Source organism: Amycolatopsis sp. NPDC003731, assembly GCF_053586895.1.
The window spans coordinates 63,072-76,063 of the sequence record NZ_JBSFNC010000004.1; the positions used below are offsets into that span (position 1 = coordinate 63,072).

Sequence of the window (12,992 nt, forward strand, 5' to 3'; positions counted from 1 at the left end):
TCCGTACAGACTGTGCGTCCCTACTGGGTTATCCCGACAGTCTGATCGTTGAAGCCCTGTTCACGGCCTCCTCATACTCGCTTGAGACCCCGAGGAGGCGTTCGATGACCGATGAGCTGCTCGCCCGGCACCGCGCAGTCATGCCGTCCTGGATGTCGCTGCTCTACGAGGAGCCGATCGAGATCGTGCACGCGCACGACCGCCGGATGACGGACTCCCAGGGCCGCACGTACCTGGACTTCTTCGCGGGGGTGCTGACCAATTCGATGGGCTACGACGTCGCTGAGATCGGCGACGCGGTCCGCAAGCAGCTCGACACGGGCATCCTCCACACCTCGACGCTGTACCTGATCAGGTCCCAGGTCGAGCTGGCCGAGCGGATCGCCGCGTTGTCCGGGATCCCGGACGCCAAGGTGTTCTTCACGAACTCGGGCAGCGAGGCCAACGACACGGCGTTGATGCTGGCCACGCAGTACCGCCGCAGCAACCAGGTGCTGGCGATGCGGAATTCGTACCACGGCCGCTCGTTCGGAACGGTGGCGATCACGGGCAACCGCGGCTGGTCGGCCTCGGCCCTGAGCCCGGTGAAGGTCAACTACGTCCACGGCGGGTACCGCTACCGAAGCCCGTTCCGGTCGCTCTCGGACGCCGAGTACATCGACGCGTGCGTCGCGGACCTGGTGGACGTCCTGGACACGGCCACCGCGGGCGACGTGGCGTGCTTGATCGCCGAGCCGATCCAGGGGGTGGGCGGCTTCAGCCTCCCCCCGGACGGCCTGTTCCGGGCGATGAAGGAGGTCCTGGACGAGTACCGGGTGCTGTTCATCTCGGACGAGGTCCAGACGGGCTGGGGACGGACGGGCGAGCACTTCTGGGGCATCGAGGCCCACGGCGTCACGCCGGACATGATGACGTTCGCGAAGGGGCTGGGCAACGGCCTCGCGGTGGGCGGAGTCGTGGCGCGCGGGGACGTGTTGGACTGCTTCCAGGCCCAGTCGTTCTCGACGTTCGGCGGCAACCCGGTATCGATGGCCGGGGCGACGGCGGTCTTGGACTACATCAAGGACCACGACCTCCAGGCGAACTGCGCGGCCCGCGGCGAACAGCTGATGTCGGGGTTGCGTGCGGGTGACTCGCCGATCGTCGCCGAGGTCCGGGGCAAGGGCCTGATGATCGGCGTGGAACTGATCAAGCCGGGCACGACTTCGCCGAATGTCGCGGCGGCGGCGCGGATGCTGGAGGAGACGAAGAAGCGGGGGTTGCTGATCGGCAAGGGTGGCCTGCACGGCAACGTCCTGCGGCTGGGCCCCCCGATGACGCTGACGGCGGACGAGGCCCAGGAGGGCTTGGACATCCTGGTGGATTCCCTGGCGGCCACGCACGCGGCGCTGGCGGAGTGAGTTCGGACGGGCTCACGCCGGCCGGGCGCCCGGCCTGAGCCCGTCCATCAGCAGGTCCAACAGCCGGCCGGCTTTCTCCTCCTGTCCGGGCCGGGGCGCCACGGTGAAGATGCCGATGAGGGAAGCGGCGATGTCTTCGGCGCTGACATCGGTGCGGAGGTCCCCCGCGGCGCGGCCGGCGTCGAGGATCGTGGAGACGGCCGACAGCAGCTCGGCCCGGGTCCGCGCGTGCGCGATCTCGCCCGCCTCGATCATCGCGAGCAGCGTGTCGAGCATGCCGTTCTTGGTCGCGATCCAGTCGCCGAACAGGTCCATCCAGCACCGCATGGCCGCGGCCGGGGCCAGCCGGCCGAGCAGTTCCCGGGCTCCGGTGGTCAGCCGCCCGACCTGGTCCCGGTAGACCGCGTCGACCAGCGACTCCCGGGTCGGGAAGTGCCGGTAGAGCGTGGCGATGCCCACCCCGGCCTCCCGGGCGATCGCCCGCATCGGCGGCTCGGCACCCCCGGACGCGAACATGCGGGTCGCCACCGCGAGCAGCTGGTCACGGTTGCGGCTCGCGTCCGCGCGCTTCGGCACGTCAGTCAAAACGGATCACGCTCCGGTTCTTGTGTTACGGTGGATCGCAGAAACGGAGCATAGTCCGTTTCACTGCGTCCGGAGGAGACTCATGCGGGAGAACAGGAGCAGGGCGGTCCGCCTCGAAGCGTTCGGCGGGCCCGAGGTGCTCGAAGTCCAGGAGGTCTCCACGCCGGAGGCGGGCCCGGGACAGCTCCGGGTGCGGGTCACCGCGGCCGGCCTCAACCCGATGGACTGGATCATGACGGCCGACGCGGACACGGCGGCCCGGTTCGGCTTGAGCCTCCCGGTGGGCTTCGGCACCGACTTCGCGGGCGTGGTCGACCAGGTGGGCGCGGGGGTAACCGGCTTCACCCCGGGCGACCGGGTGTTCGGAAGCGCGTTGTCCCGAGCGGTCGCGGACTTCGTGGTGGTCGAAGCAGCCGGAGACCCCGCGGCGGACGAGGTGCACCACACGCCGCCCGAAGTCGACGACCGCACGGCCGCCACCCTGTCGATCGCCGGCCGCACGGCAGCGGCAGCCCTGGCGGTGATCAACCCCGGCCCGCAGGACACGGTGCTGATCGGCGGCGCGGCGGGAGGTGTCGGAGTGTTCGCGGTCCAACTGGCCCGCATGGCCGGAGCACGTGTACTGGGAACGGGCTCGGCAACATCGGCCGAGTTCCTGCGCGAACTGGGAGCCGAGCCACTGACCTACGGCGACGGCCTGGCCGACCAGGTCCGAGCCCTGGCACCCGACGGGATCACCGCAGCCATCGACCTGCACGGAACGGAAACGGCGCAGGTAGCTCGCACCCTAGGCCTCCCGGACACCCGCATCTGCACGATCGCAGCCCAGCTGGAAGGGATACCGGCGGCCAACGGCGCAAACGCCCCCGCCAACACGTCGGAAGAAATCGCAAAACAGGTGGGGGCGGGCAACCTCCGCATCCCGATCGCGGCAACCTTCCGGATGGAGCAGGTCCGCACGGCAGCAGAACTCCAAGCAAAGAGGCACGTACACGGAAAGCTCGTCATAGACATGTGAAGCTGGGTGGTCATCCCGTCGCCTGAGGCCGTCGAAATTACGGCGGTCGTCGCGACCGTCAGGTGCGCGTCGATCGACTCGCGCTTGTGGTGGGAGATCGGCCGCGCACGTCGGTCGTGTTTAGACATCCGGTCTCGAAGTACAAGGTGGACACATCGTAGAGAACCAGTGACGCCGGCCCCAGATCAGCGGTGCGGGCGCACGCAGCGGCCACCGCCTGCGCAGATTTTCGCCGTTCACAAGACGAAACCGCAGCTCGACAGCCAGTACCCTACCCAAGATCAGCGATCTTGACCCAAAGTCAGGTAAGGTGACGGAATGGTCATGCGGGTGGCGGTTCCCGTGCTGCCGTGCCGAGATGTGCAGGCAGCGCGGTCGTACTTCACGGACGTGCTCGGATTCGACACCATATTCACCTGGGAGACCCCACCTAGCTACGCGGCCGTGGTCCGCAACACCGCCGAGTTCCACCTGTACGCCGAAAGCAGCGTCGGCCCGGCCAGGGTGACGGTTATCGTCGACGACGTCGATTCCTGCCACGACGAGCTGCGCGACCGCGGCGCCGACATCGTCGAGCCACTGGCTGACCGGCCCTACGGGATGCGCGACTTCAACGTGCGGACACCCGATGGGCACTTGTTGATCTTCAGCCAGCCGCTTACCGAGAACGGGTGACCATCAGCGGACCAGCCGGAAGACCTCGTCGACGAACAACGCCGGCTGCTCGAACGCCGCGAAGTGGCCGCCCTTGCCGGGCTCGTTCCAGTACCGGATGTTCGGGAACCGGCGTGCCGGGCAGCCAGTAGAGCATCAGGTCGCGACCGGAGTCGGTCCACGACCAGAACTTCTCGACGATCCAGGCGCAGAGGGCGGCCGGCGAGCCAACGCGGGCCGACAGCGAAAGCCGGTGGTCATCCCGGAACCTGCCCGTCCGACGAGGACAGTCTTTGTCTTTCTGCCGCGGCTGGGGCGGGTCCGACCTCGTTGGCCGGCTTGCGCTCCCGGCCGCCGGTTTGCTCAACCCCGCACGAACCGCGCCACGTGCTCAGCCAGCTCCTCGCCCGCGTCCTCCTGCAGGAAGTGGCCCGCCCCCTTGATCACCGGGTGGTCCAGTCCCTGTGCGCCCTTCATCGAGCGCCTCAACACCGGTGCCATCCCTCCGGTTATCGGGTCGCCGTCGGAGAACGCCACCAAGAACGGGATCTCCAGCTCGGTCAGCGTCTTCCACGCCGCGCGGTTCGCCGCCGATGCCGGGTTGTCCGGCCGGTACGGCACCAGGCCCGGCATTGCTCGCGGGCCCGCCTTGTACATCTCGTTCGGGAACGGTGCGTCGTAAGCCGCCCTCTCCGCTTCCGGCAGGACCGACTTGCACCCCGACTGCACGAAGCGCGCCACGTCCAGCACCGGTGCCTTCTCGACCGCCGTGCGGAATGCGTGCCACGCCTCCGGCATGTCGACGTCGCCCGTCGGGAGGCCCGTGTTCGAGGCCACGACCCCGGAGAACCGCGAGGGCGAAGCAGCCACCAGCCGCAGGCCGATCAAGCCTCCCCAGTCCTGGCCGACCAACGTCACGTCGTGCAGGTCCAGGGCGTCGAACGCGAAGCCGCGCATCCACTCCACGTGCCGGGCGTACGAGTGGTCCGCCAGCTCGGCCGGTTTGTCGGACCGGCCGAAGCCGACCAGGTCCGGTGCGATCGCCCGCAGCCCCGCGGCCGCCAGGACCGGGAGCATCTTGCGGTACAGGAACGACCAGCTCGGCTCGCCGTGCAACAAGAGGACCACCGGGCCGTCCGCCGGGCCCGCCTCGACGTACCCCACTCTGATCCGGCCGCCGTGGGGATCCGCCAGCTCCGCGTAGCGGGGCTCGTACGGGAACTCGGGCAGGTCCGTGAACCGGTCGTCCGGTGTCCTCAGCAGGCGCACCTACCCCACGGTAGTGGGGAACGTCAGGAAATGCCGACCGCCACCACGAGGCCCAGGCCGAGGTGGGCCGCCGCGACCACGATGCTCACCGGGGCGAACTTCTCGCTCTCGATGGTCGAGGCCACGTCGATGCGGGTGGCCCACTCCAGGAGCCGGACCGCGATCACCTGGACCGCGATCCCCAGCAGGCCGTAGACCAGCGAGGTGATCAGGCCCTCGGTCAGATCGCTCGCCGAGTTGAAGATCGCCACCACCACGATGAACGCCATCGAGAGCATCCCGGACGCCGTCACGATCACGGCGTTCGGCAGGCCCTGGGTCACCAGCTTCGACAGCTTGCCGGGGGTGGTCCAGTCGATCGCGTAGAAGCCGGCGAACATCAGCAGCAGGCCGACGACGCCGTACAGCAGGATCGCGCCGATCCCCCGCACGAGGTCGGAGCCGAACGTGTCGGACAGCGCAAGCGTCGAGGTCACGAGTTTTCTCCCAAGAGGTCAGCGATGGGGTGTTTTATCACGACTCGACGATGCGATGTGGGACGAAGGCGGCACCGTCGTCGGTCACCAGGCCGCCAGTCTCTCGGATGCCCAGGCCGGCGGAGCTGTCGCCGACGATCCACGCGCCGAGCGCCGGCCGGTAGCCGTCGAACTCGGGCAGGGGGTCGAACGCCTGGTAGACGAACCCTTCCGCGCCGTACACGCCGTCGGTCTGGGTTTCGTAGCCGGTCGCGACGATCTGGACGTTCGCGCCCTCGCGGCCCAGCTTCGGCTTGCGGACGTACTCCGTCAGCAGGCCCGGGTCGTCGGCGAACGCCGGCAGCAGGTTCGGGTGGCCCGGGTAGTTCTCCCACAGGATCGCCAGCAGCGTCTTGTTGGAGAGGATCATCTTCCAGAGCGGCTCGATCCACAGCGTCCGCGGCAGCGACTCGACGGCGTGGCGGCCGAACTCCTCGTCGACCACCCACTCCCACGGGTACAGCTTCAGCACGGTCGCCATCTGCGCCTCTTCGAGGTCGACGAACCGCTTGAGCACCGGGTCCCAGCCGATCTCCTCGATCGCCAGGCCCACCGTGTCCAGCCCGGCCTCGGCCGCGGTCTCCTGCAGGTACGCCGTCGTGACGTTGTCCTCACCCGACGGGTCGGCCGCCGACCAGGTGAAGTGCAGCTCGTTCGACGGCAGCTTGTCCTGCAGCTGCGACCAGCGCTCGACCAGCTTCTCGTGGATCGAGTTCCACTGGTCGTCGTCCGGGAAGACGTCGGTCTTCCAGTGCCACTGCAGCAGCGACGCCTCCAGCAGCGTGGTCGGCGTGTCCGCGTTGTACTCGAGCAGCTTCGCCGGCGACTTGCCGTCGTAGCGCAGGTCGAACCGGCCGTAGACGTGCGGGTCCTGCCGCTTCCACGACTCGGCGATGTGCGGCCAGACCCATTCGGGGATGCCGAAGCGCTGGTAGCCCTCGGTCGTCACGACGTTGTCGACGGCTTCCAGGCACATCGAGTGCAGCAGTTCGACGTCGGCTTCGAGGGACAGGACCTCGTCCATCTCGAAGACGTAGTGCACGGACTCGTCCCAGTACGGCCGCATCCGGCCGCTGCTGTCGCGGGCCGGCGTGCCGTAGACGAGCCCCTGCTCTTCGACGATCCGCTGCCAGTCGCGCCGCGGCTCCCGCCGGTCCCGGTACACCTACGATCCCCCGCTCTTGCCGCTGCCGCCGGTGCCCCCGGTGCTGCCGCTCTTCCCGCTGATGCCGAAGCCGCCGCGCTGGACGGACTTGCCGGACTTCGTGTTGACGGTGGTCCGCGACGACGGCGCGTCGTACGTGCCGCCGCTCACCCGCTGGCCGATGACCCCGGTGCCGCCGTAGTTGTAGCGGTAGCTGTTGTAGCCGCCGCCCGGGATCGGCAGGAACAGGAAGCCGCCGCTGTGGTAGCCACCGTGGCTGGTGACGTAGTTGTCGTCGCAGTAGTCGTCGTTCTGGACCACACCGTTCGAGTCGGTGCAGACCGCCGTGACCTCGCCCTGCGGCTTCGCGACCGTGTAGAACGTCGCGACCAGGCCGACGAGCCCGACCGTGACACCGCTGCCGATCAGGATCTTGCGCCGGGTCGCCGCCTTGGCGTCGGCCTGGCGGGCCAGCTCCTCGTCCCGTTCCTCCTGGGCCAGCGCCTGCTGCCGGGCCCGCTGCTCGGCCAGCGAGGGCTGGCGGGGCTGGGTGTTCGAGTCCTGAAACCTCATCGAGCCGCGCTTCGGCGGCTCGGGGGGCGGCTGGTCCCCAGTATTGTTGTCCTGCGTCATGTGCGCTCCGTAATCACCGGCCACCGCGAAACCGTGACCACCCTAACCACCCGGACCGCGCACGTCATGCGCGGCGCGGGCATCATGGACTGCGATGTCTCCCAGCGCCGATCGGTTCCCCACCGCCACCCAGACGCTGCGCACCCGCGTCGTGATGGGCGGGATCTTCGCGGGCGCGTTGATCGCGCTCGCGCTCAGCGTCGTGTTCTCGTGGAGCGACGGCATCACCGGCGGATCCGGCGGCGGCGCCGGCAAGCTGTCCGCGGCCGCCCAGGAGGCCTTCCACTCCCCGCCCGGCAGCTGCCTGACCTGGGACAACCCGGACGCGAGCGACGCGCGCAAGGTGGCCTGCACCGAGCCGCACCTGTTCGAGGTGACCACGCTCGTGGACATCGGCGCCCAGTTCCCGGAGGGCGCGCCCGTCCCGTCGCTGGAGCAGTGGCAGCAGATCGCGCAGCAGAAGTGCACCTCGGACGTGAAGCCCTACCTCGGGCACAAGCTCGACCCGTACGGCAAGCTCACGACCAACCTGCTCCGCCCGACCCCGTCGCAGTGGGACGACGGCGACCGCCAGCTGCGGTGCGGCCTGCAGTGGGCGGGCCCCGGCGGCAAGCTGCTGCCGACCACCGGGCCGGCCAAGGACCAGGACCAGTCGCTGGTCTTCGAGCCGGGCACCTGCCTGGCGCTGCTCGGCAAGGGCGTCGGCGACCCGATCGACTGCACGAAGCCGCACTCGTACGAGATCGTCGCGACCCTCGACCTCAAGACGAAGTTCAAGGAGGGCTACCCCTCCCAGGACGACCAGAAGGCCTGGCTCGACACCGAGTGCAACAAGGCGGCCGGCGACTACACCGGCGGCGCCGACCTCGACGCGAAGAAGCTGATCCTGACCTGGGACCTGCGGGAGCAGGAGAGCTGGGACACCGGCTCGACCAAGGTCAACTGCAAGGTGGCCTCGCTGCTGCCCGACAAGAGCGGCCTGCAGGCGGTGACCGGCAGCATCAAGGCCGCCCCGGCCGGTCCGGACGGCGGCCAGCCCCAGGACGGCGGCCCGCCGTCGGACGGCGGCGGGGGCCCGGCCACGTCGAACTCCGCCCCTCCGTCGACGAAGCAGAACGGCTGATGGCCGTCGAGATGAGCCGGGAGCGGTTCGAAGAACTGGTCTCGGAAGCCCTGGACGAGGTGCCGCCCGAGTTCGCGCGCGCGATGGACAACGTCGTCGTGCTGGTCGAGGAGTTCAACGACGAGGCGCCGGACATCCTCGGGCTCTACCACGGCATCGCGCTGACCGAACGGACGTCGTCCTACGGCGGGGTGCTGCCCGACCGGATCTCGATCTACCGGCAGCCGATCCTGGCCATGTGCGAGGACGAGGACGAGGTCGTCGAGGAGGTCCTGATCACCGTCGTGCACGAGCTGGGCCACCACTTCGGCATCGACGACGCCCGGCTGCACGAGCTCGGCTGGGGCTGAGCCGGGCCCGGATTCCCGCGTCCCCTTCCCACGTTCCACCGAATTCCGCGCTTGCCAGCGGATACTGTCACGAGATTCACCGCTAGTGACAACGTGACCACGCGCAGCCATCTTCGCGGTTATCCTCGTACCCGAAGTCGTCGGGCGGCGTGCGGGGAGGCACAGTGAACGAAGCCCGGAACGACGGGAGCGGCCGAAGACTCACCTGGCTGCTGACGTCGAGCGCGGCGTCCCACCTGGGGGACGGCATCGGCAAGGTGGCCCTGCCTCTGCTGGCCACGACCCTGACCCGCGATCCGGTGCTCATCGCCGGCCTGTCCGCCACCCAGTTCCTGCCGTGGCTGCTGTTCGCCGCGGTCGCCGGCGCGCTGGTCGACCGGATCGACCGGCGGCGCGCGATGATCGTCGCGAACACCGCCCGCGCGGCCGCGGTCGGCGCGCTGGCCGTGCTCGTCGCCACCGGCGGCATGACGATCTGGCTGGTCTACCTGACCGCGCTGATCATCGGGACGGCCGAGACGATCGCCGACAGCGCGGCGAACGCGCTGATCCCGGCGGTCGTCGGCAACGGTTCGCTGGACGCCGCCAACAGCAAGCTGCAGGCCTGCGAGATCGTCGGGCAGACGTTCCTCGGCGGCCCGGTGGGCAGCCTGACCTTCGCCCTCTTCGCCGCCTTCCCGTTCATCCTCAACTCCGCCGGCTTCGCGATCGCGGCGGCGGTACTGCTCGGGCTCGCCGGCACCTACCGCGCGAAGGCGGAGAAGCCGGTCGAACCGGCGAAGCTACGCACCGAGCTCGCCGACGGCCTGCGCTGGCTGCGCCGGCACCCGCTGCTGCTGCGGCTGCTCGTCGTCGCCGGACTGCTCAGCCTGGTCAGTGAGCTCGCGCAGGCCCAGCTGGTGCTGTACGCGCTCGAGGACCTCCACCTGTCCGACGCGACCTTCGGGTTCTTCGCCTTCGTCGGCGGGATCGGCGGGCTGCTCGGCGCGGGCGTGGCTCCGCGGCTGGTGCGGGCGACCGGACGGCTCCCGGTCGTCGCCGGCGGGATCGTCTGCTGCGGCCTCGGGTTCGGCGGGATGGGTCTGGTGCGCTCGCCGGTCGCGGGCGCGGCGCTGTTCGGGCTGTTCGCGGCGGCGGTGGTGGCGGTGAACGTCGTGCTGGCGACGGCCCGGCACACGCTCGTGCCCGGCGAGCTGCTCGGCCGGGTGCTCGGGGTGTGGCGCACGGTCGTCTGGGGTGCGATCCCGGTCGGCGCGCTGCTGGGCGGCGTGCTGACCGAGCAGCTCGGTTCGGCCGCGCGGACCTTCGCGGTGTCCGGCGTCGCCATGCTGGTGATCGCCGCGTTCGCGATCGGCACGATGCGGCGGTTCTCCCTCGGTGACAAATCGGACTCAGCCACGGCGCTGACCCACCACGATCCCGGATTGTGAGCTGAAATAGCTCCTCACCCAGGTGGTGAGGAGGCAGTCATGCGCACCGTGGACCCGGGGACCGGCACCGACGCCGATCCGGACTTTGACGAGCCTTCGGAGGAGGCCGAGGTCAAGCCGCCCCCGCCGGCACGCCGGTTGCTCGTGCTGTGCGCGGTGGCCGGGTTCGTGCTGGGCGGCAGCGTCCTCGGGCTCCTGTGGGGACTGTCCGGAGTGCACGCCGGCGCGCTCGACGACGCCGTCGCGGCGTGCCAGGCGCTCGACCGGGTGGGCGAGCTGCCCGACACGAGCCGGGACACGCAGCCGTCGCTGACCCCCGCCCTCAGCGGGGAGCGGCTGCACCGGATGGTGGCCGCGCGCGAGCTGTCCGCGGCCGCCGCCCAGGTGAACGCCAACTACCAGCCGCTGGCCGACCACATCGACGGCGTCAGCCGGATGGTGCTGAGCCTGCACTTCAACGACATCTCCGGCCAGCGGCACCTGACCGAGGCCAAGGAGATTTGCGGCAGGATCTGAACAGCCGGGCGAAGCCCGTCCGTTGAGGGCGGTGGCGGGGCGGGGTCCGGGTTAGGCTGGGTGGACCGTCTTCACGGCCAGCTGGTTGCCGGGGATCTTCGTGCCGGCGCAGCCCGTGCCCTCCGAGGGCACGAAGTTCGACGCGGTCTCCTGCGGCAGGTAGATGCGCAGGCCGCGGACCGCCGTCGGCTGGCAGGCGCCCGGGTCGAAGTTCCGCACGTTGACGAACTGGATGTCGGCGGCCGCGGTCTGGCCCGGGTTCAGCTTGACGGCGTTGCCCTTGGTGCCTTCGCGGAAGGCGTCCTTGCCGACCTGGTGCCCGTCCGGGCCGGCCACATAGGACACACCCGGGAAGCCCTGGATGGTGCAGGGCTTCGCGCTGGAGTTCGTGATGAGCAGCGGCCGGTACACCGAGCCGGCGCCCGCGTCGCCCTGGCCGAGCGAGAGCTTGACGTCGCCGGCCTTGCACAGCCCGTCGTCCGCGGGCTGGGCGACCGGCGGCGCGGCCGGCGTGGCGGACGCGCTCGACGTGGCGGTGGTGACCGTGGGGGTGGCGGTCGGTGACTCCGAGCTGGACGGCGTCGAGCTGGACGCCGCGTTCGTGGTGCCGCCACCGCCGCAGGCGGAGAGCGCGAGAACGCCCGCCGAAGCCGCGACGACCGGGAACAACCGTGAAAGCTTCATGTCAATCGCCTCCCTGGTGTGGTGCTACTGGGTAGACGTACCGGGACGCGGCCGGGTTGGCTGCTTTCGTAAATTCCCCACCGGACGTGTTCTAAACGTGACGGAATCACACTTTCGGGGTCTTCAGAGCGGGGTGTCGACCCAGGTCAGGCACCGCCACTGCCCTTCCGGCTGCGCTACCAGTTCCACCAGCCCGGTGTTCGGGATCAGCGCCGCGTTGGCGACGTCGGCGTGCACGTTCGGGGCCAGCCATTCGCCGGTCAGCCGGATCGCGCCACCGTGGCTGACCAGGGCGATCACTCCGTCCGAGTCGGCCTGTTCGTGCTTGGCGCGCAGCCGGCCGACCGCGTCCAGCATCCGGGTGCGCACGCTGGTGCCGCTCTCCCCGCCGGGCAGCGACGGCGCCAGCTCGCCGAGCGTCCAGCGCCGGACCGTCTCCATGTAGGTCCGGATCGACGCGTGGTCCGTCGCCCCTTCGAGGTCGCCCGCGACGACCTCGTGCACGCCGTCGACGACCTGCACGTCCAGGGAAAACCGGGCGGCCAGCGGCGCCGCCGTCTGCTGGGCGCGCGTCGCCTGCGACGCGTACACCGCGACCAGCGGCTCCTCCGCCAGCCGCGCGGCGAGGGCGTCCGCCTGCCGGCGGCCGAGGTCGGTCAGCGGCGGGCCGGGCAGGGCGGTGTCCAGCGCGCCGCGGACGTTCCCGTCGGTCTGCCCGTGGCGGATGAGCAGCAGCCTCACGCCATGTCCCCCTTGCGCACCGCGTCGGCCCACACGGCCGCTTCGACGAAGTCGTCGTTGCCGAAGCCGTCGACGATCGTGGTGGGGACGCCGTCGGCCCGCGGGTGCGAGCCGAGGAACCGCAGGTTGCGGCAGTGCCGGCGCAACGCCGTCAGCGCGTCGAGGACCCGCGGCTCGGCGACGTGGCCTTCGAAGTCGATGAAGAAGCGGTACTCGCCGAAGTTGTTGCGCGTCGGGCGGGCGTCGAGCCGGGTCAGGTTGATGCCGCGGCCGGCCAGCTCGGTGAGCAGCTCGGCGAGCGTGCCGGTGCGGTTCGCGGCCGCGGCGACCACGGACGTCCGGTCGGCGCCCGTCGGATCCGGCAGCTCGCCCGGGCGGCGGACCAGCAGGAACCGCGTCGCCGCGTCGGGGACGTCGGCGACCTCGGTGGCCAGCACCTCGAGGTGGTAGTGCTCGTTCGCGACCGGCGCGCAGACCGCCGCGTCGAAGTCGCCCTCCAGCACGCCGACCGCGGCGGCCGACGTCGACGAAGACGCCACCGCGTGCGCGCCCGGCAGGTTCGCGTCGAGCCATTCGCGGACCTGGGCCAGCGCGTGCGGGTGGCTGGCGACGGTCCGGATCTCCGAGTTCCCCGGCCGGGTCAGCACGCTGAAGTGGACCGGCAGGATCGTCTCGGCGACGGCGACCAGCGGGGTCGACTCGCTGAACCCGTCGAGCGTGGTGGGCACCACGCCTTCGACGGAGTTCTCGATCGGGACGCACGCCGCGTCCGCTTCGCCGGCGCGGACCGCGGTCATCGCGAGCCGGACGGTCTCGTACGGGATCAGTTCTTCGCCGGCGGCGAGCACCCGCGCGGCCTGTTCGGTGAAGGTCCCTCGGGGGCCGAAGTATGCGATCCGTGACACAGCACCCAGGCTACGGGGCCCGGGC

Annotated in this window: 15 protein-coding genes; 7 read left to right on the forward strand and 8 right to left on the reverse strand. The window is 70.3% G+C overall.

The window, feature by feature from the left end; genetic code table 11:
* Window positions 1-104: 104 nt before the first annotated feature.
* A complete protein-coding gene (locus ACWDN5_RS02980) occupies window positions 105-1,400 on the forward strand; it encodes an aspartate aminotransferase family protein (protein WP_449674082.1) in 1,296 nt (431 codons plus the stop codon).
* A 12-nt stretch (window positions 1,401-1,412) separates the two neighbouring features.
* Here the strand turns inward: ACWDN5_RS02980 and ACWDN5_RS02985 are convergent, their stop codons facing one another.
* A complete protein-coding gene (locus tag ACWDN5_RS02985; protein WP_449674083.1) occupies window positions 1,413-1,985 on the reverse strand; it encodes a TetR/AcrR family transcriptional regulator in 573 nt (190 codons plus the stop codon).
* Between the two features lie 82 nt (window positions 1,986-2,067).
* On the opposite strand from ACWDN5_RS02985, the gene ACWDN5_RS02990 reads away from it, so the two are divergent.
* Both ACWDN5_RS02990 and ACWDN5_RS02995 read left to right on the forward strand, forming a co-directional pair.
* Complete coding sequence (locus tag ACWDN5_RS02990) at window positions 2,068-3,003, forward strand: NADP-dependent oxidoreductase (protein ID WP_449674085.1); 936 nt, start codon at window positions 2,068-2,070, stop codon at window positions 3,001-3,003.
* 318 nt (window positions 3,004-3,321) lie between these two features.
* Complete coding sequence (locus ACWDN5_RS02995; protein WP_449674087.1) at window positions 3,322-3,678, forward strand: bleomycin resistance protein; 357 nt, start codon at window positions 3,322-3,324, stop codon at window positions 3,676-3,678.
* Between the two features lie 342 nt (window positions 3,679-4,020).
* On the opposite strand, the gene ACWDN5_RS03000 is transcribed toward ACWDN5_RS02995, so the two are convergent.
* The 4 genes from ACWDN5_RS03000 to ACWDN5_RS03015 are packed head-to-tail and all read right to left on the reverse strand — an operon-like array spanning window position 4,021 to window position 7,218.
* Entirely contained in the window at window positions 4,021-4,926 is a 906-nt protein-coding gene (locus tag ACWDN5_RS03000) for a haloalkane dehalogenase (RefSeq protein ID WP_449674089.1), read from the reverse strand.
* A 23-nt stretch (window positions 4,927-4,949) separates the two neighbouring features.
* Window positions 4,950-5,402 carry a DUF350 domain-containing protein gene (locus ACWDN5_RS03005; protein WP_310968184.1) on the reverse strand — a complete coding sequence of 151 codons (453 nt, stop codon included), beginning with the start codon at window positions 5,400-5,402 and terminating at the stop codon, window positions 4,950-4,952.
* Window positions 5,403-5,439: 37 nt separating this feature from the next.
* Window positions 5,440-6,606 (reverse strand): glutathionylspermidine synthase family protein, encoded by a 1,167-nt coding sequence (locus ACWDN5_RS03010; RefSeq protein ID WP_449674091.1) that lies wholly within the window; start codon window positions 6,604-6,606, stop codon window positions 5,440-5,442.
* A complete protein-coding gene (locus ACWDN5_RS03015) occupies window positions 6,607-7,218 on the reverse strand; it encodes a hypothetical protein (RefSeq protein WP_449674093.1) in 612 nt (203 codons plus the stop codon). It lies immediately after the preceding gene.
* Window positions 7,219-7,312: 94 nt separating this feature from the next.
* Between ACWDN5_RS03015 and ACWDN5_RS03020 the strand changes: the two genes are divergently transcribed.
* The 4 genes from ACWDN5_RS03020 to ACWDN5_RS03035 all read left to right on the forward strand — a co-directional run bounded on the left by ACWDN5_RS03020 (window position 7,313) and on the right by ACWDN5_RS03035 (window position 10,637).
* Window positions 7,313-8,341, forward strand: a complete 1,029-nt coding sequence (locus tag ACWDN5_RS03020; RefSeq protein ID WP_310968187.1) for a septum formation family protein — start codon at window positions 7,313-7,315, stop codon at window positions 8,339-8,341.
* Window positions 8,341-8,691, forward strand: a complete 351-nt coding sequence (locus tag ACWDN5_RS03025; protein ID WP_310968188.1) for a metallopeptidase family protein — start codon at window positions 8,341-8,343, stop codon at window positions 8,689-8,691. The genes ACWDN5_RS03020 and ACWDN5_RS03025 overlap by 1 nt, the downstream gene beginning before the upstream one ends.
* A 164-nt stretch (window positions 8,692-8,855) precedes the next feature.
* A complete protein-coding gene (locus ACWDN5_RS03030; RefSeq protein ID WP_449674095.1) occupies window positions 8,856-10,121 on the forward strand; it encodes an MFS transporter in 1,266 nt (421 codons plus the stop codon).
* A 39-nt stretch (window positions 10,122-10,160) separates the two neighbouring features.
* On the forward strand, window positions 10,161-10,637 hold the full coding sequence (locus tag ACWDN5_RS03035) for a hypothetical protein (protein ID WP_310968190.1): 477 nt from the start codon (window positions 10,161-10,163) through the stop codon (window positions 10,635-10,637).
* 51 nt (window positions 10,638-10,688) lie between these two features.
* Here ACWDN5_RS03035 and ACWDN5_RS03040 read toward each other — a convergent pair whose 3' ends face one another.
* From ACWDN5_RS03040 to pheA, 3 genes are all read right to left on the reverse strand, one after another.
* Window positions 10,689-11,327: a DUF4232 domain-containing protein gene (locus ACWDN5_RS03040; protein WP_310968505.1), complete on the reverse strand. Its 639-nt coding sequence runs from the start codon at window positions 11,325-11,327 to the stop codon at window positions 10,689-10,691.
* 117 nt (window positions 11,328-11,444) lie between these two features.
* Window positions 11,445-12,062 carry a histidine phosphatase family protein gene (locus ACWDN5_RS03045; RefSeq protein WP_449674097.1) on the reverse strand — a complete coding sequence of 206 codons (618 nt, stop codon included), beginning with the start codon at window positions 12,060-12,062 and terminating at the stop codon, window positions 11,445-11,447.
* A complete protein-coding gene (gene pheA, locus ACWDN5_RS03050; RefSeq protein ID WP_310968192.1) occupies window positions 12,059-12,967 on the reverse strand; it encodes a prephenate dehydratase in 909 nt (302 codons plus the stop codon). The genes ACWDN5_RS03045 and pheA overlap by 4 nt, the downstream gene beginning before the upstream one ends.
* Window positions 12,968-12,992 lie beyond the last annotated feature (25 nt).

Coding starts and splice junctions, on each gene's coding strand:
- ACWDN5_RS02980 (WP_449674082.1), top strand. CDS start 105: ATGACCGATGAGCTGCTCGCCCGGCACCGCGCAGTCATGCCGTCCTGG.
- ACWDN5_RS02990 (WP_449674085.1), top strand. CDS start 2,068: ATGCGGGAGAACAGGAGCAGGGCGGTCCGCCTCGAAGCGTTCGGCGGG.
- ACWDN5_RS02995 (WP_449674087.1), top strand. CDS start 3,322: ATGGTCATGCGGGTGGCGGTTCCCGTGCTGCCGTGCCGAGATGTGCAG.
- ACWDN5_RS03015 (WP_449674093.1), bottom strand. CDS start 7,218: ATGACGCAGGACAACAATACTGGGGACCAGCCGCCCCCCGAGCCGCCG.
- ACWDN5_RS03020 (WP_310968187.1), top strand. CDS start 7,313: ATGTCTCCCAGCGCCGATCGGTTCCCCACCGCCACCCAGACGCTGCGC.
- ACWDN5_RS03025 (WP_310968188.1), top strand. CDS start 8,341: ATGGCCGTCGAGATGAGCCGGGAGCGGTTCGAAGAACTGGTCTCGGAA.
- ACWDN5_RS03035 (WP_310968190.1), top strand. CDS start 10,161: ATGCGCACCGTGGACCCGGGGACCGGCACCGACGCCGATCCGGACTTT.